The sequence below is a fragment of the Lentzea sp. NPDC037011 genome, from assembly GCF_055607425.1.
On the sequence record NZ_JBVJRT010000014.1, the window covers coordinates 142,522 to 164,771 of the forward strand.

The following is a 22,250-nucleotide window of genomic DNA, read 5'->3' on the forward strand; positions in this document are numbered from 1 at the left end:
CCAGTCTGCGCGAATGTCGATGCTTCAGCGCGCAGCGACTTCGTGCATGCTGGACTTTAGTTGATCGCATGGAACTTTCACAAGCGGCAAGGCGGCGTGTTGCGACTCCTCCGTGCGGCACCCGACGACAGGAGACATCGACGCCCCTGTCGCCAAGCGTGGTAGTCACGGCAGCCGGTTCACGGCAGCTCACCGGACCCGGTCGACAGGTCGTCGGGTGAGCCGGCGTCGGCGGAGTCGGTGGGCAGGGCGGTGCGGCGGTATTGGGGGTGGTCGAGGTCCATTTTCGACGCGGCGTGAAGGTGCGCGGGGTAGGTGGTGCGTTCAGCCCAGGCCAGAGCCTGGTGGCACAGCCTGGCGGTCATGAGGGCGAGCTTGTCGGGCTTGATCCCGTCCTTGACGGCGACGGGGAAGATGCCCAGCGTCGTCATGGAGTACCAGTTGTCCTTCATCTCGTTGCGTCGCAGTTCGCCCTCGACGTCGGAGCCGTGGTCGGCGGACCATCGTGTCTTGTCGCTGCCCAGCCTGCCCGCGCTCTGTCCGTCGTACTGGTGAGGGACGGTGATCAAGGCGAAGGAGTCCGCCCCGAAGTCGGACTTGACGCGAAACAGGCTGTTGGTCGTCCTGTCCCCATCGCCGATCTTCTCGCCGTTTTCGTCGAGGAGGGTGATGCCCAGGGCGCGGAACATCTCGTCGGCGTTCTTGTTGACGCGGACGACGGCGCGGGGCCGGTCGGAGGGGTGGATGGTGGAGCCGGGCAGCCAGGTGCCGGGCCGTTCGGATTCGCCCTGCTTGTTGTTGTTCAGTCCGCTCCACAGTCGTCGGGAGCCGAAGGCGTCGACGGTGATGGTGTAGGGCGTGCCGCCGAGGTAGCGGACAAGCTCGGCGAGGGCGTCGTCGACGCGGGTGGCGACCTTCTTGTATCCGGCGTTGTCGTCCTGTAGCTCGGTCATCTTGCCGGTCGGGTAGTCCTTGGCATGGAACGCGGCCTGAGCCTGGTGATAGGGGCGCCAGGTCGGGTCGGTGTAGCTCCAGCCGTGCAGAGTCCACGCCTGACCATCGTGTGCGGGCGGTTTGAGCACGGTGGCGGTGATGCAGATCTTGGCGGTGCGGTCCTTGCCCCGCCTGCTCTGGCGTCGGATGTGGACGGCGCAGTGGGCGACACCGTTAGGAGTGTGGGGGCCGAGTCGGTCGACCATGACGTCGGTGATGCGCCGGTCGATGATGCCCAGGCTACGGTGCAGATCCAGCAGCGAGTGAATCACCGGATAGTCGCGGACCTTCTTACCCTTGCGAGGCTTCCGCGGCTTGCGGTGGACGATGAACTGCGAGTTGACGCCCTTGTCCGCCAGTGTGCGGCGGGCACGGAACTTGGCGTCCTCGTCCTCCTTGACGCCTGTCGTCTGCCCGGTGGCGGCGTCCTCGATCCCGTCCTCGCCGTCCTCCGCGTAGTCCTCGTCCTCGTCGTCGCCGCGACGGGTGTACTCGGTCTCGGCCCAGACGCCGACCAGAGTGTCGGGGCCGCAGTCCAGCTGGACATGCGCGATCGCCTCGGCGCTGCCGGCGTCGGGGCCGTGTTCGAGGAAGCCGGGGACGCGGTGGAAGACCGCGCTGATCGCCTCGCCGTTCAACGTCACCGGTACCCCGTCCACGGGGTCGAGAGGCTGACCGCCAGGGGCCTGATCGTCGGCGGAACGGTCGTTGGCGGAGTAGGCGTGGCGTAGTCCGTCGAGCATGCGGCGGCGTACTTCGTCGGTGTTCCACAGGCACACGATCCGCAGGTGGCGGTAACCCATGGTGGTCAGGGAACGGACGACGTCCTCGGGGATGGGCAGGAGCCGGTCGGTTTCGACCTGTTTGAAGTTGCGGCCCTCGAAGTAGATCGGGAGCCTGGTCCTCTTGACCAGGGCGTCGCCGAGTACCTCGTCGATGTGACGGCGCAGCTCCCTGTGGTGGTGCATGCCCACACCGCGGCCGATCGGGAACCGGAAGTTCTTGCTCTGCACCGGCCGGATCACCGGCGCGGGTGTGGAGTCGGGTGCCCAGGTGTCCTCTTGTTCCGGGGCTTCATCCTGTTCGTTCTGCGTTTGGTTCTCCAGTACTACGCGGTTCTGCACGTGGCGCAGGATCGACTGTTCTACGCCGAGCTTGGCCAGCACGTCCAGGGCCATGGCGCTGATGCGTCGGACGCTGGACCGTCCGGCCATGGCGACTTCGACGATGGGCCGTGCCGGGTCGTCCTGTTCGACCAGAACGGTGCGTGCCCAGGCCATCCGGGTCTGGATGCGGGTGACCGTCGGGCTGACGAGCAGAATGGGGTCGGCGATGTTGGGCAGGGTCTTCATGTCGATAGAGGTTCGGGACAGGGCCTCGGCGGTGCCGGACCTGTTGGTCCACGGATCCTGCCAGGCGACCAGGCCGCCGCGGCTGTCCACGCGCAAGGCGATCTCCTGACCGTCGACGCGCCACGGCCGTTCGGCGATGCGCCGGGACAGGTCCCAGGCGACGGTCTTGTAGACCCACGTCGGGGCGTCGGGCTGTCCGGTTTCGGTGGTGCGCAGGTAGTCGGCCAGCAGGCGTCGTTCCTGCTTGGTCTCGGCGATGCGCTCGGCGAGTTGGGGCGGCTCTGTCAAGTCGATGTCGTCGATCGGTGTGCCCAGGACGCGCCCGTGCATGAGGGTGAACGCGGCGAGCAGGGTGTCGTCGTCAATCTCTTCGCGGGTGACGAGGAAACCCTCGTCGGGGTCGAAGGCCGCGTAGCCGCCGGTCAGGCAACGCAACGCGTTGACCACCACACTGTGCGGCGCCTGTGCCTCGTCGGCCTTGACGTAGTCGCGGTAGTCGCGGTCGAACAGCCTCCACAGCGAGGTGACACCTTTGTCGAACTCGCGGATGTGCACGGCGGCGTCGCCGAGCAGGTCGGGGGTGCCCCGGTAGGCCAGCACGTCGAGCCGGCGTCGGGTGTTGAGGGCCATCGGTGTCGGTTCTCCTGTGACTGCTGTCAGACGGTGTCTGCGTCGGTGGTGTCGATGCCTGCGTAGGCGAGGAATGCGGCGAGCGCTTCGCGGTAGATCTGGTTCATGCGCTGCCGGACGTCGGGGGACCAGGCGGCGTGCATGCGGCGCAGGATGTTGCCGAGGTCGGCCTGCCAGGCGTCTTCGTGGAAGGCGTGGTCGACCAGGTGCAAGGTCATGTCGGTTCCGCCGCGGCGGGCACGGCCGGCGAGCTGCACCATGTCCACGACCATGCCCGCGACGATCTCTTCTTGGAGTTCGGGGCTGGTGCTGGTGAACCCGGCGGCGGATCGCATGATCAGCCCGAGGCGTTTCCATGCGGCCTCGCGCCCGAGTTCTAGGGCGTGCAACGGATCGTCGGAGCCTGAGCGGGGCATGGCGTTGAGTCCGGCGACGTGCACGCTGCCGTACATCTCGGCCGCGTCGGACATCAACGCCAATGGCCTGGTGCACAGGTAGACCGGTGTAATGGCGGACTTGGTGCCGATGACGATGTTGAGGCCGCGGGCGATGCGGGCCATGGGCACCACTAGCACGTTGCCGCGGTTCGGGAAGTCCTCGAACTCCTCGGGTGTCAGTTCGATGATCCCCGGTGGCAGCGGAGGCAATTTGTCCCGGCGTGCGCGGTCGCCGGGCACCGCCACGCACAGCCCTTCGGTGTAGAGGCCGGCGGAGTAGATGCCCAGAGCGAGGTAGCGGCAGTGTTCGTATGAGTTGACCACGACGGCGGCGTGGGCCCGGTCAGGGTCGTCGTTGTCGCGGATGCGCTGGAGTTCGGGATGAATCTCGGTGTCGTAGAGCCGGTCGCCCAGGTTCATCAGCGCGTCGCGTTTGAGCGCCTGGGGCAGCCCGGAGATCCGGATGGGGGTGTCGCCGTCGGTGCTGGTGGTGATGGAGTGGCGTTGGGCACGGATGCTGTCGGGGGCTGCGTCTGTCATCCACCACTTGACCTCGCTGTGGACGTGCTCGCGTACGGCCTGGGGGAAATAGGCGGTCGCCGACAGACCCATCACAGGGCGTTCCACCCCGGCGAGCACGAGGGACACGATGCTGCCCAGTTGGGCTGTGTAGGTGTGCGGGTCGCCGGTGACGCTCTGGGCGGTGAGCTCCGCGGACTTGTCGGGCTCGTCCAGGCCGGTGATGCGGTAGCCGACGATGGCTTTGCCGAGCATGCCGTAGGGCAGGATGTCCGAGGCGATGGAGGAGCCGAGCCGTTCGGCGACCTTGCGGGCTGAGTCCAGGCCGGCGGCGCGCAGTTGGGCGGTCTTGTGCCGCAGCAGGTCCAGGGCGTCGTCGAGTTCGGCGAGCCAGGTGCGCACGATGAGCAGTTCGGCGGCCTCGGCGCGTTCGTGGGCGTCCTTGACCGTCCTCGAAAGCGCGTCATCGAGTTCCAGTTGGACATGGGCCAGCAGATCCTCGCCGCGCGGCGCGAGGATCTGCTCCAAGATGTCACGCACGGCCAGCAGATGAGCCGGTAGGGCGATCGCCTGGGTGTCGCCCATGGGCTTTCCGGTTCCCAACGGTGGTTCGGGTCGCAGGGCGTTAAGGCGGTCGAACAGTTCGGCGGGGATCTCTTTGTCGTCGTCGACCTGGTCGTGGGGGAACAGCAGGCCGATCAGCCTCCGGTCGCGGCTGCCGACCAGGTGCCACCCGGTGCTGTTGACCCCCGGTGCCTCGCCGGCGGGGTTGCGTCCGGAGTAGTGGCGCAGGTGGATCTGCTGCTGGCAGATCCCGGCGAGCAGGAACTCCGAGAGGTAGCGGGCGTGGCTGATCGTGGGCAGCAGGTCCTTGATCGCCTCGCTACCCAGCGAGGCGATGTCGGAGTCCAGTTCCCGCAGCGGCACCTTGGCGGTGCGGCGGGAGGCCAGGACCAGATCGCTGGTGCACATGTCCAGCGCGGTGGACTGGAACTGGTCGACCTCGTCGATCATCACGGCGTGGGAGCGCCGCAAGACCAACTCCGCGACTGAGACATGGGCGGTCGCGCGGCCATCGAGGTTCACGCCGATCTTGAGGCGACCGGCCATGAAGTTGTGATGGTTGGTGACGATGACCGAGGCGGTGCACGCCTGGCGCTGCTGTTCGTACTTTCCGCAGGTTGGCATCCAGGGGCAGGTGCGGATTCCCTGTTCCGGCGGTAGGGGTGTCAGGCGATGACAGGATTCCTGACCGCTGGGGTAAGGGGCGGTGGCCTTGGTGTGGTGGGCTAGGGCACAGCCGTAGGACATCTGGTCGAGCTTCCACAGTGCCTTCTTCGACTGGCTCAACAGATTGCCTTCAAGGCGGGTCACGGCCTTGGCGGCGCGTTCCAGCAGGCCATCGGGGGACATCAAAGCGGCACATCGGCGGTCATGCCGCAGACGTCCGATCTTCTTGAGGCGAGCGAGGTCGGCGGTGATGTCCCAAGCCGCGGAGAGAGTGGCTTCGACGTTGGGCAGCACGATGGTGACGGTCAGGTCGTTGAGGGCGAACCAGCTGGCGGCTACACGGACGAGCACACTCTTGCCGGTACCGGTGGGGGCGTTGAACACCTCTGTCGGGCCCGCCAGCAACCGCAGCATTGTCATCGGTGCCACCGTGTCGGTCGTCTTCAGCTCCTCGAACAGCCCGCTGAGGACCTTGTGCAGATAGCGGTCCTTTAGCTTGTAGCGGCCGTCGATGGCCTTGGCGAGGTCGAGCAGGTCGGAGGTCGGGATGTCCTGCTGCGGGCAGTAAGGCACCGTGGTGACGGTCGGAAGGTCGGCGATCGGGTCGTCGGTGTCGTATTCGGGGATAGTGGCCGTGCCCTGGATCGCGCCGACGGTCGGTGAGTACCGGACGTGGGTGTGCCAGATCCCCGGCGTGGCCGGCTTCACCGCTCGCGCGCGACGGTGGTCCTTGCTCACCCGGTCGATAAGGCGGTCGACGAAGCCGAGCGGATCGCCGCCGACCAGCGGAACCGCGCCGACCGCCGAGACCGCCGACCCGCCTGCGGCCTGCAACGGCAGTGCACTGTCGTCATTGCCTGCCAACAGGGTTCGTGCGCGGTAGGCGAACGCGGCTGGGTTGGCCAACTCCTCGGGAGCGAAGCCCAGGACCGCAGCGATGCGCTGCTTATCGACCTGCGGCATCGGCGCCCACCCCGACCAGACGTCCAGGTGGCCGCTCATGAGGAACGCGGCGTGCCGGAACGTACCCACGGGGCGACCGGCGTCGTCCTTGGCGGGGAAGTAATGGGCGGCCAACGCGACAGCGGCGCACACGGCCGCGTCCGACTTGGAGATTCGCGGGCGTTTCACACCCATGACGTCCCAGCCTCCTCACAGATTCGGGCACCGAGATCGGACGCGTGGGCCACGCGCAGCCCGAACTGGCCGCACACCGCCGAGAGCATCGACACGGTCGCGCGCCGGTAGTCGGGCACGACCAGCCACTGCGCGCCGCCGGCGTCGCCCTCGTCGGCGCGGATCTTTTCCGCGAGCAGCAGAGCGGAGGTGAAGTCCTTGACGTCGATCCGGTACGGCGTGGCGGTCCCACGCGATCCGGGTATTTCGACGAGCAGGTCGTAACTGTCCAGATCCGGCCACAACTTGCACCTCAGACCACGGGCGGTCAACGCGTCGTACAGCGCGACCTCCACCAGGCCGGGGATCGTGGTCGACCGCCACACACCACGGGTCAACGCTTTGTGTCCGGCCACCGGCAGCGCTTCGGGCACCCGGCCCGTGACGTCGGGGAACAGCACTCGTTCCGCACCGGTGGGCGCCGTCGGCGGCGGCGCGGGCACCAGAACCGGCGGTTTGCCCGTGCCGGGGATCCGAAAGTGGTAGGAGGCGCCGAACTCCACGTGTGGACGATGGTGACAGCGCGCCGTGCCGGTCGCCCCCTTGCCCGCGCCCCGGACGGTGATCCGCATCGGCCACTTGCACAGCGGGCAGGCGAACCACCACTGCCCGAACGAACTGGGCGTGGGAATCGCCCGGTAGTGGTCGGTGACGGTGCTGGGCAGGTTCAACTCGCGCACCTCGGCGTCGCTTCCCGCAGGGGTATCGATCAACGCCCGCCGACCACGTTCATAGGCACCCTGGTTCTGACGTTTGCGCAGCGCCGTGTACACGGTGTCCTGGTCCAGCTCGCCCTGGAGAATCTCCGAGCTGGTGGACTTTCCCCTGCGCGTAGTGGAAGCCAACGCCCGCAACACCGCCCGCTGCTCCTGCTCCAGATCCCAGACGTCGTCGTCGAACTCCCCATCGGCGGTGATCAGCCGCCAGCCGGCCATCTCGGCGGGCGCAACCCCGTCTGGAAGCAGCTCCGCCAAGTCGCCGGACAACATCCGGCGGAACTCGTCGAAGGGCAGCGTGACGCCCACGCCGCGTGCCGCCAGCACCGCGCCGTGCGCGTCCCACAGCGACTGCAACCGCGCCACCGGCTCCTGCTCGGTGTCGGTGAGCGCGTGAGCGGCGATCGCCGCGGCTTTCATGACCCTGTGCCGCACAGCGGCGGCGTCCCTCGTGTCGTTCCCGACACCGGTCTCAATCACGCTGCGCACCGTAGGGCAGAGCACCGACAATTCCCGAAGCGTCCGCAGACGCCTTTCCTGGGCTTATCGCAACCTGTCACGAAGACGGCTGCGGATTCACTCCGTCGATACCGCGCTGTCCGTCGCCTAGTATAGCGAGACATACTCAGAGTGGTGCTCTGCGAGGTGCGCCCGACCCGAATCGGTCAACACCCACCGGCGTTCCGCGACGGGACCATGACCGGCTTCGAGGTCCTCGGCGACGATCAGGTCGATGTAGCCCCGGCTGGGACGGCCCTGCGGCCGGTAGCCGGTTCCCAGGTAGAAGCGGGCCCTGCCCGCGAGATTCTCGGCGGGAAGCCCTCCGTCCCCGGCGGCGGCCACCGCCAGCAGGCTGCGCCACAACCACTCCGACAGCAGATGAGACGTACGCCGCGCCACGACCGGTGCCCCGACGCCGGTGCGCGCCACCGACCGCCCCAACCGGGTCAACTCCACCAGCGTGCGCGGCACGAACCCCAACGGAGCCACCTGCACCTGGTCCACCCACACCACCACCAACGACCGGCGTGCCAGGGCGCGCAACGTCGCACCGGCGCCGGAATCGAGATGCCCACCGTCCCGCAGCACCTCCTGCAGTTCGGTGTAACCGGTGAACACCGGATCGGCGTGCACGGTAAACGGAATCCGACGCCACCCGGCCGCTCCGCCACCCCGTCTCGACCTCGCCGGCCCTGAACGTGCATCACGCTCGCGTCGCTGATCCTCGTCGAAGATCGCGGCCATATAGGAACGCTGCCTCGGATTCAGCTGCTCCCACACTGACTGCGCGGCGCCCAGTCCGGTCATGCTCCAGTCCGTCGATCCGTGACCGCTCCCGGAGCATGAGGGCAGCCAGGGTCATGGAACACGCTGCACCTCCGCGTCGACACGGCGTTGAACCGGACACGTCCAAGCCTAGGCAGCGCATCGACAAGACGCCTCCCGTTGGCCTTCGGATAGCCCTGACATCGCCACTGCGATGCCTGCGTGTGGGTGGCGTGGCTCTGGGGGCGGCTCAAAGGGCCATCTCAGCTTGAGGGTTTGCCCAACGACGGTTCGAGCGCCGCGGCGACGGCTTCGAGTTCGACGAGCGCGGCAGTGAGGTCCTCGATGATTTCGCGAGCAATGAGGTGAGGTGCCGGAAGGTTGTCGGTGTCCTCGAGCGACTCATCGCGGAGCCACGTGATGTCGAGGTTGGCCTTGTCTCGTGCAACTAGTTCGTCGTAGGTGAATGACCTGAATCGTTCGGATTCGTTTCGTTCCGAGTGCGGCCTTCCGGGTGCATAGCGTTGGACGAAATCGTCCAGATGTTGACGACGAAGGGGGTTCTGCTTGAGTGTGAAGTGTTGATTAGTTCGTAGATCGTAGATCCAGAGCCTGTCGGTCCAGGGGTGTTCGGCTGCGGGTTTCTTATCGAAGAACAGCACGTTTGCCTTGACGCCCTGGGCGTAGAAGATGCCAGTCGGCAGACGCAACATGGTGTGCAGGTCGAAGTCGCGTAGCAGCCTGCGTCGCAGCGTCTCGCCGGCGGCACCTTCAAACAGCACGTTGTCCGGAAGTACGACGGCGGCTCGGCCGTTTATGTCCAGGATGGTCGCGATGTGTTGAAGGAAGTTGAACTGTTTGTTCGATGTGGTGACGACGAAGTCCTGCCGTTCGATCGCGCGGTCCTCGCGGGCTTCGAGCCCGTCGGCTCCAATCATCGCCAACGAGGATTTGCGACCGAACGGAGGGTTGGACAAGACAACCGACCAGCGTTGGCCGGGATCGGAGATCAGCGCGTCACGCACCTCGATCAGCGAGTTGCCGGCGGGGTTTCCGATGCCGTGTAGGAGCATGTTCATCGCGGCAAGGCGGGCTGTCCCGTCGACGAGCTCGTAGCCGTAGGCGAAGTCGTGCTGGAGGTGGTTCTTCTCGGTTCGGGTCATGGACTGCGAACCGCGTGATGCGTATTCGTGCGCGGCGAGGAGGAAGCCTGCGGTCCCTGCTGCGGGGTCAACCACAGTGTCCTTCACCGTCGGTTGGACACAGTCGACAATCGCCTGAATTACCGCTCGTGGCGTGAAGTACTGCCCAGCGCCGGACTTGATGTCTTCGGCCCCCTTGGACAGGAGCCCTTCGTAGGCGTCGCCTTTAATGTCGGTGCCGGTGGCCGACCAGTTCTCTTTGTCGATGAGATCGACGATAAGTCGCTTCAGCTTCGCAGGGTCCTGGATGCGATTTTGGGCCTTGCGGAAGATCGTGCCCAGTACCCCCGGCCGTTTCCCGAGCTCTTCCAGGATGTGTCGGTACTGCGTCTCCAGCGCATCACCCTTGGCGTCCAGCAGCGTCTGCCAAGAGTATTCCGACGGGATGATCTGCTGTGGGTTGAGCTCGCGATTGGCACGCTCATGCGCCATTTTGAGAAAAAGAAGATAGGTGAGCTGTTCGGTGTACTCGATCGTGCCAACGCCGTCGTCACGCAACACGTTGCAGTAGGACCACAGCTTGTCGACCAATCGACGTGAGTCAGACACCAGCAAGCTCCTCGATCTTATCGTTCAACGCCCCCGAGTATGCGGCATTCAACACGGCCCGCCGGAGCGTTTTTACGCGCAAACTTCCGGCCTTTGCGGCTCGTTCGATGCGCTTTAGTTCCGAGTCGCGCTCGCCGTACGCCTTCGCCAGCCAACGCTGAGAATCTGGTTCAACTCTCGGCAATCGAATACCCATCAGCAACTTTTGTGAGATATTCCGCATGGAGTCTTTGGTGCCCGTGGCTGCCGCCGAAATTTGACGCCTCGCGCTTGGTGCTTGGAGGGCCCTCCAGAGCCACTCGGGATCGACATCATTTCGCGGCACGAGCCGCAGGCTCTTATCGCTGAGGAGGAGTCGGCGGCGCACCTCGCCCACGAGTACCGGCGCCCCCACGTACTCGCTCGTGTTTGCTCGGCTGACAAGCAGATCGCCGGGCATGATCTCGAAGTTCGGGTTTGCTAGCGAATCAGGAATAGCTTTGTTTTCCTGTGGGCGGAACTCACCCCAGGTCATGGCGCTGACCTTGACGATCCCCCATTCGTTCTCCCCGGCGGGTGGAGCAGAACCGCCCACGGACCGCCCGGCTTGAATGCCCTGCAGGAGATCGCCAAGCGTGATGGAGTCTTGATTGCTCAAGCCGAACTTTGCATTCAGCTCCGCCTGTCGCAACCGGGCAAGGCGCAGGGTTGTAGCCGCGCATGTGGCTAGTACCGAATCGAGCCGGGATAGATGATCCTCAAGTAGGTCCAGCAGTCGCTTTTGTTCCGCCGCAGGCGGTATGGGCACTGGGAGCTGTTTGATCATCGACAGGCTTATTGAGGCCAGATTTGTCGTTTGCCTGCCGTGCTTCTCGAACCAGCCCTTCGCGCACTCATTGGCGAACCAGGCGAGCAGCTTTGGGTGCAGTATGTTGTTGCGGATTCGCGCCCGGAACACGTGGTTCTGGTGGATGCAGTTCGGGATCTGCCCCTCCCACACCCATCCTCGACCCAACTTGTCCCGGTCTCCGCCCTCGTTCAGCAAGACATCGCCGGGCTGGAGTTGAAGCCGTTTGACTGTCGCTTCGGGTACGCGGATTTCAGCTACCGACGTGATGTCGATACGACCGCGTTGGACATTGGCGACACGTAGGTACGGCACGAGGGGGAGGTTCGGGTCCGACTGCTTCTTCGTGTCCTTGGTTACTCCTCCGGCGACATCAGCGATCTCACCGAGAGGTCTTGACGTCCAACCCTCCGGGATGGGCGGCAGTGGCGTCATGCGGGGAGTTCCTTGTTCAGCTCGTCCAGTAGCTCAGCCGCACGGGCCCTGCCAAGGTCACGGAGGGCGCCGTCGGTACCACCGCGATCGGTGAAGGGGGCGCGGTCAAGGTCCTCGGGGGTGATGCCGGCTGAGGATGCGACTACCTCGACCATGCGGTCGAGCCACCACCTTTCGGTCTCGCTGAACTTGGCTCCAGCCTGTTCCTGCTGGGTGAGCCACGCAGCGTAGCGCTCGCGAACCCGGTCGGCGTATGGGACCAGCTCTTCGTCTTCGCCGATGGTGAAGCGCATGAGGGACACCAGGTCGGTGAGGGTGTGTCGGGTGCTACGTCGGACGCGACTGGCCTCGATTGCTTCGTAGGCGGCCCAGATCACATCGGGAGTCCAGTTGTAGGGCGGACGGCTGATCCGGTCGGCCAGTTCCTGGATGTCGTCGAAGGAAACGCGGCGTTCGCGCGCCTCCGTCATCAATTGGACGGCCGTGATTTCGTCGCGGTGGTCGGCGAGGTACTGCGCCCAGGATTCGACGAGAGACCGGGCGCGGCCTGTGTCGACCACGCCGTGTGCGTCCAGGAGCAGGTCCACGCTGACTTCGTCGATGACCTGATCGTGAGCGCGCCGCAGTTCGAGGATCCGGTTGCGCAGCTCGGGGTTCGCCGCCAGCGGCTGGATCGCGCGATCGAGGAGCTGCTGGACCACGGCAGCTGGGTCAGCGGCCCCCTCGATGGCGTGGGCTTGCTTGTCGGGGTCGACCGCGTCCACGAGGCCACGGACGATCTTCTGGACTGAGGTTCCGGCGACTTGGTCGAGCTCGGTCCGTTCGGCAGGTGTGAGCTGCAACTCCAACGCTGTCAGGCGCGAGGCGAGGGTGGCGGTCTCGTCCTCGGTAAGAGTCAGTGTTGCCACCTTGTCCAGCAGCTTCTTCAGGCTGATGCCCTTCTGCCGGTTCAGGGGCGGGTCGACGAAGTCGTGCTCGGTGACCCCGACGGCGTCAACGATGACGAACCTGGTCTTCTCAGTGGCGTCCGGGGTGACGGCACGGAAGTCGGCCGAGGAGATAGTGCGTGCTCCGCGGCCCTTCATCTGCTCGAAGTATTGAGCCGAGCGCACGTCGCGCATGAAGAACACGCACTCCAGCGCCTTGACGTCGGTGCCGGTGGCGATCATGTCCACGGTGACCGCGATCCGCAGCACTGTCGACGTGCGAAACGCCTGAAGCTGGCCTTTCGGGTCCTTCGCGTTGTAAGTGATCTTAGCGGCGAAGTCATTGCCCTTGCCGAACACCTCCCGCACCGTGGTGACGACCTCTTCGGCGTGGTTGTCGTCCTTGCAGAAGATCAGTGTCTTGGGCACGGCCGAACGGCCGGGGAAGATCTCGGGCAGCTTGTCGCGGAAGGTCTCCAACACCAGGCGGATCTGGCTGGTGGAGGTCACCGCGCGGTCCAGTTGCCTTCTGGTGTAGACGAGGTCCTCGTCGAGTGCCTCCAAGCGCTGGACACGGGTGCGGCGGTCTACCATCGGCACGACGGTGCCAGCCTCGATAGAGGAGCCGTCGGCGGTGATCTGGGTCTTGATCCGATACAGGTCGAAGTCGACATTGACCAAGTCGGCCACCGACTCGGGGTAGGTGTACTCGGACACCAGGTTCTGGCGGAAGAACCCGAAGGTCTGCTTGCCGGGCGTGGCGGTCAAGCCGACAACGTGCGCGTCGAAGTACTCCAGCACCCCTCGCCAGACGCCGTAGATGGAGCGGTGCGCCTCGTCGACGATGACCAGGTCGAAGGTCTCCGGCGGCAGCAAGTGGTTGTACGCGACGGTGACCGGCGCGTCGGGGACGTAGCCGTCCAGGCCGGGATCGTCGCCCTCGGCCACATCCTCGTTCTTCAGAACCTTGAACACCCGTTGGATCGTGGAGATCACCACATGGCTCGAGCCGAGCATCCCCGCGCTGCTGAGCTTGTCAACGTTGTAGATCTCGGTGAAGCGGCGTCCGTCATCGGGCGTGCGGTAGTTCTGAAATTCCGCCAGCGTCTGGTCGGCTAGGTTGTTGCGGTCGACCAGAAACAGCACCCGGTTGAAGCCGCCGTGTTTCAGTAGCCGGTAGGACTCAGCGACGGCTGTAAAGGTCTTGCCAGCACCGGTGGCCATCTGCACGAGTGAACGGTCGAACCGCTGTTCGGCCAGCGACTTCTCGATTCCGCGTATCGCGGTGACCTGTGCCTTTCGCATCGGCCGCTCGTCCAGCGCCGGCAGAGCCCGCACCTTGGCCCGCCAGGTCGGCCGCTCGGGATCGCGTTCCGCATCGCGCAGGATGCAGGCGAGCGTTTCGGGCTTGAGGACATTGAACAGTCGCCGTGCCCGCGGCTGGGGGTCATAGCCGTTGGTGAAGTGGGTCTCCGTGCCACTGGCCTCGTAGACGAACGGCAAGCGCCCGTCTACGGTCAACGCCTTCAGTCGTACCTCGGGCGGCAGTCCCTCCGCATACATGGCGGACTGCCACTCCACCCCGGACAGCGTGGTCCCCATGGGCTTCGCCTCGATGACCCCGACAACCCGCTTGTTGACGTAGAGCAGATAGTCCACACGACCGTGACCCTTAGCCATGATCATTTCACGGACTGCGACGCCCAGACCAGCGAACAAGTTGATGTTCTTTCGGTCTTGGACGAACCATCCGGCGTCAGTCAACTGCTGGTCAATGAGTGCCCGCGCCCGCTGCTCAGCGGCCAACCTCGGATCGTCCGCCACCCGCTATCTCCCCCCTGCGCCGTGGTGTTGACCACCAGAAGCATCTTCCACTACGGGCACGACGGCACAAGGAACCAGAGGCACAACTCGGTGGCAACATGCCGATGCCGCTGCTTGATGATCGTCTCGCGACGTCTGCCGGTTACACACTCCGCTCGGCAGCGAGACTGAGCTTGTCGGTTGACCAGTCCCGCCGCATTGCAGCTCTGATCATCCTCGCGCTCAGCGCCACCCGTGCGAGTGATTGTGGCCGGGGTAAAAGGGGTGCTCAGGCGAGGTGTCGCCCCACCAGCGCCTCATGAGCGCCCTGGTCCCGCTCTGGTTCGGATGTTCCTACCGCCGGTCTAATCGCCGACACCAATCGACTCGGTCGACTCGGGCGAAGCGGGCGACCGCTACCCGTCGGCCAGGGTGCGCAGCGAGTCGGGCTCGTGATGACGAGCCGGGGCGGGGAGAACGGCACGGTGATGGCGACGCAGGAGGCCGCGCACGAGTGGGGCGCACCGGTCGATGTCAACGTGCCGTCGCTGTCTCGGCTCTATGACCACATGCTCGGCGGCGGACACAATTTCGCCTCCGACCGTGCGGTGGCCGCCGCGATCATGGCCTTGGCGCCGGGCTACGACGTGTTCGTCCGCGAGAGCCGCGCCTTCGTGCGTCGCGCGGTACTGCACATGCTCACCGCTGGAGTCGAGCAGTTCCTCGACTTGGGCGCGGGCCTGGGTGGCGTTCGCCATGTGCACGAACTCGCCCAAGCCGAGCAGCCCCAAGCCCGTGTCGTCTACGTCGACCGCGATCCGGTAGCCGTTGCCAGCCTCGAGCTGATCATCCACTCAGACGATCCGAGCACCGGGGTGATCGAGGCCGATCTGCGGTGCGTCGACGAGGTGCTCGACCACGCTGTGACGACTCGGCTGCTCGATCTGGCCCGCCCGGTCGGCGTGGTGGCCGGGTCGGTGTTGCACTGCCTGCCCGACGCCGAAAAGGTGGCCGCCACCTTGGCCGGATACCACGAGCGGTTGGCACCCGGCTCGCTGTTGGCGGCCTCGCACGCCGACGGCATCGTCCTCGGGCTGGAGAGGGCCGCGGCGGTCGAGGACTGTCTCGCCAGGTCCGGGATCAAGCTCGTGCACCGGAGCCGACGGGAGTTCGCCGACCTGCTGGGACCGTGGCAGCCGCATCCGGACGGCTTCGAGCCGATCGGCTTGTGGCGACCGGACGGCCTGACCCTCGTCCGGCGCGAGTGCCTGTGGGGCAACGCCGTGCTCGCCGGCCGCCGTCTTGAGCTGGCGGAGCGTGCGTGAACGAGTCCGAGCACATCAACACCGTGTCCGGATCGGTCCACGGTCAGGTGCTGCAAGCCCACACGGTCACCGCCGACACCATCGTCCTGCACGCTCCCGAGCACCGGGTGCCGGTGCCCCGGCAGCTTCCGCCACCAGTACGCACCTGGGTCGACCGTGCAGATGAGTTGGAGCGGCTGGACCGACTGTTGGCCACGGCGGGCCCGACCCGCGTGGTGGTGACTGGCCTGGGTGGGATCGGCAAGACCGGCTTGGCGGTGCGCTGGCTCGATACGCACCACGAGCGCCACCCCGACGGCGTGCTGCACGTCGACCTCAACGGCTGGAGTGGCCATCCGCCACCGACCACACCGCAGGTCCTCGCCGGGTGGCTGCGTGCGCTCGGTGTCGCCGCTGACGGCCTGCCAGGCGAGGCAGACGAACTGGCCGCCTTGTACCGGACTGTCACCGCCGACAAGGCAGTGGCCGTGCTGGTCGACAACGCCCGCTCCGCCGAGCAGGTGCAGCCCCTGGTACCCGCCACAGCGCGCGGCACGATCCTGGTCACCAGCCGCCACCGTCTCGCCGAGCTGGCCGTTGCAGGGTTTCGCCACCTCGACCTCGATTGCTTCCCCGCCGCCACCGGCGCCGAGCTCCTGGCCGGCCTGCTCGACGAGGACCGACAACCTCTGGGCGAAGACCTGCTGCACGCCCTGGCCGCCCGCTGTCACGGGCACCCGCTGGCCCTGATCATCGCCGGAGCCCACCTGGCCGCGCATCCCCGGCGCGACCCGGCTCGCCTGGTCACCCGCCTGATCCACCTCGCCGAGGCGTTCGCCGCCTCGGACCCGCACGAGCTGTCCGTCGAAGGAGTGCTGCAGATGAGCTATGAGGACCTTGACGCCACCACCGCCCGGCTCTACCGCGGCCTGGCCGAGCACCCCGGCGCCGAGTTCACCTCCGAGCCGCTCGCCGCCGGGCTCGACGTGTCGATCAGTGCGGTCGACCGCGGACTCGGACGGCTGGTGGAGGCCAACCTCGTCTCCGAGACCGGCGACGAGCGCTACCGGCTGCACGACGTCCTACGCGAACACGTGAAAGCCCTCGCCGACCAGGACGACCAGAGCGAGCGACTGACGGTCCGTCGCCGGATGATCGAGTGGTACCTGCGGCGCACGGCAGCGGCCGACAAGGTCATCAACCCCTTCCCCCGCCGGTTCAGCGACGTCTACGCCGACCTCGACACGGGCGTGTTCGACGACGCGAAGGCCGCCTTGGACTGGGCCGACACCGAACGCGCCAACCTCCTCGCCGCGCAGCAGGTCGCCGCCGACCAAGGCTGGACGGAGCTGGTGTACCAGTTCGGCGAAGTCCTGTGGAACCCGCTGCGCCCCAACTACACCGCCAGTGAGCTGGTGTGCTCACAGTTCCTCGGCGCCAACGCCGCCGCCGACGCCGGACACATCCTGGAGGTCGTCTGCCGCACCCGGCAGGGCTTCGGCCTGACCAACTTCGGCCACCACGAGGCCGCCGTCGACATCTGCACCATCGCCGTCCAGCGCGCTGACGACGTCGGCGATCCGTGGCTGCAGTCCGGTGCGTTGTCCACCCGCGCCCGCGCTCACCTCAAGGCCAACGACCCGCACGCCGCCCTGCCAGACCTGCAACGGTCCTTGAACATCGCCGAGGAGATGAACGACGCCCGCAGCATCGCCCTGCGGCACCGCCGCCTCGGCGAAACCGCGCTACACCCCAAGATCGCCGACGCCCGGCTGGCAGCGCACCACCTGCGGCTGGCGGCGAGCATGTTCACCGGCATCGGCGACGACATCGGCCACGCCCGCACCGTCCTGCACTTGGCGCGGGCCCTGACGCTGAACGGGCAAGCCGCCGAGGCGCTGTCCGAGCTGGCCGCGATCGAGCAGGCCGTGCACGACTACGGCTCGGTCGGCTACCTCGCCGACCTGTGCGCCGTGCTCGGAGAGGTTCACGCCGCGCTCGGCGACGCCGCCCAGGCCGACCGCCGCTACGGCGAGGCCATCGACTACTACACCGCCGCCGGCCCCGGCGCCGACAAGAGCAAGGCCGCCGTCATCGACCGGCGCGCCGCCCTCGACCAACCGACCGCCTGAACCGCGAACAGGAGCGACCGGCATGACCGCACACACCACGATCAAAGGGAAGCGGATCACCGGGGAGGCCCGCGTCAAGATGGCCGCCGACCTGAAGAAGAAGTACGAGAAGGGCGCCAGCATCCGAGCACTGGCCGAGGCCACCGACCGCTCGTACGGCTTCGTACACCGGATCCTGTCCGAGTCCGGCGTGGTGCTGCGCGGGCGCGGCGGCGCTACCCGGACCAAAACCAAAGCCTCATAGCCCCGCGCCAGCGGGCACGAGAACGGCTCGCGACACCAGCCCAACCGATACGCGAGCGGAGATCATGATGCCCAGACGGGTCTTGCGGGGCTACCGCCTGGGAACACCCACCGGCGAACCGGATCGCGAGGCTCGGCCGGCACCGCGGGTGCAGGTCCGCTTCTCATGCCGCAGAGGACACGAGTTCACCGTGCCGTTCTCGACCGACGCCGAGATCCCCGCTGTCTGGACATCCCCCCGACACGGCATCGAGCACTGCCTCCGCATCGACGACGATTCCGACTGGCAACCACCCAAAGGCAAGCCTCCACGCACGCACTACGTCATGCTGCTGGAGCGACGCAGCGTCGCCGATCTCGAGATCCTCGTCGACCAGGCCCTCGCGGGCATCCGCCGACAGCGCACCTCACCCTACGGTCGCGTTCCCATCGGCGACCGGAGCTACGGCTTCCGCTTCGAGCCGTGACCCCGCGCTGCCCGAGGCGTCGCTCGGGCAGCGCGGATCATGAAGTTACCGCTACGTTCGCCATGCTCGCTGGTTGTCGGCGTGCGCGTTCCTGCGGCACACGTACGCCGGCCAGTTGGCATTACCCGAGTACCACGACCACGACGATGAGCGCGACGACCGCCAGCAGGAGCGCAACGAGCAGCGTGGCGTTCACCGAAGAGGTTGTTCGCGCACTCGTCCCACTGGTCTCGTCGGCCCGCACCGGTTGATTGATCACCGGCGAGAGGATGCTGCGGCGGACAGGACGGTTGCGCTCGGAACGTAGACGTTCCCACACCATCAGGAAGTGCTCGACGTCGTTCGGGCGTCCGGCGTGTTCACACAACACAGTCAGCAAAACCCGAACGCGGTCCTTGTTCGCTGGCAATGACGGCTCGTCCGCGTCGTTCGCGGACAGGTACCTGCTCAGAGTCGATCGTTCCCAGGTGTGCTTCGGATTCTGCTTCCGCATCTTCTCCGAGAGCTCCCGCAAGGTCAGCTCGTCCTTCATCGACCTCAGCGCGTCTCTGAACAGCACTTTGGTGGTGAGAGCGGCGATATCTGGCGGCAGCGCGTCGCGCCGCGGGAGCTGCTCCGCCAGCTGTCGATAGGTGCGCTGGCAGACGGCGACGTCATCGTCGTCTGCCCACAGCTCGCGCAGGATCGTGGCGTAGACCTCCCACTCGACCAGCAGCGGGGCGGCTGCGAAGGCGGCTCGCACGTCTTCGAGCGGAAGGCCGGTGCGATTGGCGAGCAGCACGTCGGTCCAGGTCTGCCCGTCCTTGGGCTGCTCGTAGAGGCTGTTCAGCACGGCCTGCAACGGCCGTGCATCGGGCCATCTGCCGCCGCCGGCACCGAAGCCTCCGGGTCGACGCTGGTTGAAGTTCGATTCGGGCATGTCGACCGTGGTCACCTCGCTGCGCCGTCACGCGCAGGGCCCACCTGCTTGGTGGTCGTCGATCGCACCGCCGTGGTGATGAGCCAGGCCGCGACACCGGCCGCGCCCGTGAGCGGTTGACCGAGCAACACCAAGACGACGACGAACGCCGCAGCGATGGTGAAGGTGCCGATCTGGACGAGCGGGGTCGCGCCGCAACTCGTACGAGGCGTGATCGCCAAGGGTGCCGGAAGCACGGACATCGGATGGTCTCCAAAGGGTTGGACGTCGGGTGAACGATGAAGTCCCGATCGCGAGAGCAAACCGACTGGTGGTGGCCGCCACCGCCCCGCGAGGGCTTCACCATCTTCACCGACTTTCCGGCGCCAACACCGACCTGGACCGAAATTCGATGTGCCGACATCAAGGTGGGCTGCCTCACACTTTCTGGAGCATGGCGATGAGGGCGTTGGATGTACTGGAAATGCGCCTCTACCTGGGAAGACTTGGGGCGGGCGCTGACCGTCTGCTCGTTACCGCTGCTCAGACGGGGTGCATGGCCTGTCCCATGTGCCCTCGTTCAGGGGCGCTCACAGTGACGGCACGGCTTACTGTGAAGGCGCCCTCCGGACACACCGATGGCCGTATGCAGGGCGAACAGGTTCCGAAGGCACTCTTCTCAATGGACGTCGGGTGAACTTCGGGCTCAAGGGTTGTGCGTTCCTCGTGGCCGCGAGGGACGCCCAACCTGTCCCATTCCGCTGCTCAGATGGCCTGTAGCGAGCCGGACCGCGTGTAAAGTGCCTGGTCAGCGCATTGTGTCCATCTAAAAAGGACGGTCTGAAGCCTGCATCACTGCTGGTCAATCCACGTCTTCGAGCGCGTATTCGGCGAGAAAGCCCTGGTCCACCCCGGTCCACTCTCCCCATCGGGCATGTCGAGGCGCCAAACTAGGCGCCCAGACCCCTCCGGACGCTCCGAAACCGCTGCTCACAGGCCATACCCGCCTTCTCGATGCGTGCAGCCTGCCCGACCGTGGCGCCGAAAGGAGAGCCGTGTTTCCGCAGGTCACGATCGTTTGACTTGCTTTCGTGGTCTCGAGCCTTGCCGATCGAGGCGCGGCACGACGCGAACAGAACCCTGTCGCCGAAGACCAACGTCCGATAAAACCGCTGTTCAATGCCGGTATACGGGTATCGGCAAGGCCCGGATCGAGGTCAGCCGGCACCGAGCTGAGGGCGAATAAGCGGGCGTGCTCAGCCGGTCGCGGCATCAAGCCGCGGTCTGGAGCCGTCGATGGGCAGAAGGTGCAAGCATTCGCAGCGGAAGGCCGGGCCCAGCAGGTCAACGCCTCGGTCGGGGTCTACGTGGACTTCGAGAACCTGGTCTGCGGGGCGGGCCGAGGACTGCCGGGCCGAGCCAACCCGGTGCCCTACGCGGCGATCACCCGGCTGTGCCGGGACTACGGCAACGCGGTCATCCGCCGCGCGTACGCGGACTGGGCGAATCCGCAGTTCGGGCGCTATCAGCAGGACTTGGCGATGAACGGCGTCGACTTGATCCAGGTGGTCCGTTTCGGCGCGGCCCGCAAGAACGCCGCCGACATCCGCATGGCTGTCGACGCGATGGAAACCCTGATCACCCACCCCGAGGTCAGCGTGTTCGTGCTGGTCGCGGGCGACGGCGACTACACCCCGCTGGTGCAGCGGCTACGGGAGTTCGGCAAGCACGTGGTCGGTGTGGGGACCGAGGCCAACGCCAGCCCGCGGCTGGTGTCGGTGTGCTCGGAGTACAAGTACTGGGGCACCCTGGTCGCGCAGGTCGAGCCCGAGCCGGGCGACCACCTCGCCGACGAGTTCGACATCGCCACCGCCGAGAATCTGCTGGTCACGGTGATGGAGCAGGCCACCGTCACCACCCCGACCGCCGGGTGGGTCAAGAACAAGATGACGTCCCTGGACCCGGCGTTCGACGAGCGCAACTACGGCTGTCGCAGCTTCCGCGACTTCCTGGCCCGTATGGCGCACCGAGTCACCGTGGTCGGCGCGTCGGGCGGCGACATCACCTTGGCACTCACAAGCCCTGACCTGGTAGACCAGCCGGAACAGCCCTGAACCCCCGCCGACCAAGACGCCGATCCGTCAGGGTACGAGGTCGTCGAGGCCGAAGCGCTGCTCGTCCCATTGCCGGCGCAGTTCGACGAGTCGTGCTCGGTCGGTGACCACGACCTCGGCGCTGGCTTCGTCGGACACTCGGCTGATCAAGCCGAGTCCTTCCAGGAACAGCAAGGCCCTGCGCAGGCGGTGCGTGGCATAGCTGCCCTTTTGCCTGGTGGCGGTGACCTGCGCTGCCGCGGAATCCAGGAGGTCTGGGGTTCGCTGCTTCCACAGCTCGGCCAGTTCGGTTCGAGCACACGCGGGCCGGGTGTGATCGGTGACGTCGAGGAGCAGGTCGACGACGTCTACGGTTTCCCCGAAGACCGGTAAGCCCTCGAACTGGATGGGGTCCTCGCTCGCCCGGCGCGCGGGCCCTCGGCGAGCGCGTTCGGCGGCCACGGCATCGGCCAAGACGCGCCGCTCAGCGCCGGTGGTCGTCGGCCAGGGCAGTAACCGCAGCCTCGCCCACAGCGCGGTGTCAGCCAGCGATTCCTCCCCGGCGTGCGCGTCCTGGTGCTCTGCAACGGCGACGGCCAACGTGAGCAGCACCTCGCGCAACGACTCCGTGACGGCATCCCTGCGGGTGGCCCGGACCTTCTCAACAGCCAGGTCTAGGTACTGCCGCAGGACGCCGTCGAAGACCAAGGACCGTTCCCGCCACTGCGCGTACTCCCGGTACTTCTCCGCGTATCGTGCCGCGCTGATCAGGCCCGCGTCCCGGTCGGCTTCAGCCGTCTTGATCGCCTCGCGGTGGTGCGCACGGGTCTGGGTCGCCCCGGACTCGATGCGTCGCAGCACCCGGTAGGTCTGCACCACACGATCATCGGCCAGCAACGCGAGCCAGTTACCACGCTGGGACCGACGCAGCGCCTCGCGCACGTAGATTTCGGCCGCGGGGTCATCGTCGGGGTCGTACGGCAAGGGCTTGCGCATCATGCTTTCCAAGAATTGAAGCGGGCAGACGTTCGAGGGTTCAGTAGTTCGCGAACT

At 66.4% G+C, this 22,250-nt stretch carries 14 protein-coding genes; 5 read left to right on the forward strand and 9 right to left on the reverse strand.

Translation table 11 applies throughout. The features are described from left to right. Nucleotides 1-179 precede the first annotated feature (179 nt). From ACZ7CH_RS35035 to ACZ7CH_RS35065, 7 genes are all read right to left on the reverse strand, one after another. Nucleotides 180-2,975, reverse strand: a complete 2,796-nt coding sequence (locus tag ACZ7CH_RS35035; RefSeq protein ID WP_470375880.1) for an RNaseH domain-containing protein — start codon at nt 2,973-2,975, stop codon at nt 180-182. Between the two features lie 26 nt (nt 2,976-3,001). Continuing rightward, complete coding sequence (locus ACZ7CH_RS35040) at nt 3,002-6,298, reverse strand: ATP-dependent DNA helicase (protein ID WP_470375881.1); 3,297 nt, start codon at nt 6,296-6,298, stop codon at nt 3,002-3,004. Beyond that, the gene (locus ACZ7CH_RS35045) at nt 6,289-7,410 is read right to left on the reverse strand and encodes a restriction endonuclease-related protein (protein ID WP_470375882.1); all 1,122 of its coding nucleotides are present in this window, start codon (nt 7,408-7,410) and stop codon (nt 6,289-6,291) included. Before ACZ7CH_RS35045 ends, ACZ7CH_RS35040 begins: the two co-directional genes overlap by 10 nt. A 249-nt stretch (nt 7,411-7,659) precedes the next feature. Continuing rightward, the gene (locus ACZ7CH_RS35050; protein ID WP_470375883.1) at nt 7,660-8,361 is read right to left on the reverse strand and encodes a hypothetical protein; all 702 of its coding nucleotides are present in this window, start codon (nt 8,359-8,361) and stop codon (nt 7,660-7,662) included. Between the two features lie 221 nt (nt 8,362-8,582). Continuing rightward, nucleotides 8,583-10,070 (reverse strand): class I SAM-dependent DNA methyltransferase, encoded by a 1,488-nt coding sequence (locus tag ACZ7CH_RS35055; RefSeq protein WP_470375884.1) that lies wholly within the window; start codon nt 10,068-10,070, stop codon nt 8,583-8,585. Then, complete coding sequence (locus ACZ7CH_RS35060) at nt 10,063-11,331, reverse strand: restriction endonuclease subunit S (RefSeq protein ID WP_470375885.1); 1,269 nt, start codon at nt 11,329-11,331, stop codon at nt 10,063-10,065. The genes ACZ7CH_RS35055 and ACZ7CH_RS35060 overlap by 8 nt, the downstream gene beginning before the upstream one ends. Then, entirely contained in the window at nt 11,328-14,081 is a 2,754-nt protein-coding gene (locus ACZ7CH_RS35065; RefSeq protein WP_470375886.1) for a type I restriction endonuclease subunit R, read from the reverse strand. Before ACZ7CH_RS35065 ends, ACZ7CH_RS35060 begins: the two co-directional genes overlap by 4 nt. Nucleotides 14,082-14,515: 434 nt before the next feature. On the opposite strand from ACZ7CH_RS35065, the gene ACZ7CH_RS35070 reads away from it, so the two are divergent. The 4 genes from ACZ7CH_RS35070 to ACZ7CH_RS35085 all read left to right on the forward strand — a co-directional run bounded on the left by ACZ7CH_RS35070 (nt 14,516) and on the right by ACZ7CH_RS35085 (nt 18,206). After that, a complete protein-coding gene (locus tag ACZ7CH_RS35070; protein WP_470375919.1) occupies nt 14,516-15,385 on the forward strand; it encodes an SAM-dependent methyltransferase in 870 nt (289 codons plus the stop codon). After that, a complete protein-coding gene (locus ACZ7CH_RS35075) occupies nt 15,382-17,496 on the forward strand; it encodes a hypothetical protein (RefSeq protein ID WP_470375887.1) in 2,115 nt (704 codons plus the stop codon). Before ACZ7CH_RS35070 ends, ACZ7CH_RS35075 begins: the two co-directional genes overlap by 4 nt. A gap of 22 nt (nt 17,497-17,518) precedes the next feature. Further along, nucleotides 17,519-17,740: a helix-turn-helix domain-containing protein gene (locus ACZ7CH_RS35080; protein ID WP_184671040.1), complete on the forward strand. Its 222-nt coding sequence runs from the start codon at nt 17,519-17,521 to the stop codon at nt 17,738-17,740. Nucleotides 17,741-17,807: 67 nt separating this feature from the next. Beyond that, nucleotides 17,808-18,206, forward strand: coding sequence for an RNA polymerase-binding protein RbpA (locus tag ACZ7CH_RS35085; RefSeq protein ID WP_470375888.1), 399 nt, complete (start codon nt 17,808-17,810; stop codon nt 18,204-18,206). 121 nt (nt 18,207-18,327) lie between these two features. Here ACZ7CH_RS35085 and ACZ7CH_RS35090 read toward each other — a convergent pair whose 3' ends face one another. Next, the gene (locus ACZ7CH_RS35090; RefSeq protein ID WP_470375889.1) at nt 18,328-19,140 is read right to left on the reverse strand and encodes a hypothetical protein; all 813 of its coding nucleotides are present in this window, start codon (nt 19,138-19,140) and stop codon (nt 18,328-18,330) included. A gap of 1,055 nt (nt 19,141-20,195) precedes the next feature. On the opposite strand from ACZ7CH_RS35090, the gene ACZ7CH_RS35095 reads away from it, so the two are divergent. Further along, nucleotides 20,196-21,218, forward strand: coding sequence for an NYN domain-containing protein (locus tag ACZ7CH_RS35095; RefSeq protein ID WP_470375890.1), 1,023 nt, complete (start codon nt 20,196-20,198; stop codon nt 21,216-21,218). Nucleotides 21,219-21,245: 27 nt separating this feature from the next. On the opposite strand, the gene ACZ7CH_RS35100 is transcribed toward ACZ7CH_RS35095, so the two are convergent. Further along, the gene (locus ACZ7CH_RS35100) at nt 21,246-22,196 is read right to left on the reverse strand and encodes a hypothetical protein (RefSeq protein ID WP_470375891.1); all 951 of its coding nucleotides are present in this window, start codon (nt 22,194-22,196) and stop codon (nt 21,246-21,248) included. Between the last annotated feature and the right edge of the window lie 54 nt (nt 22,197-22,250).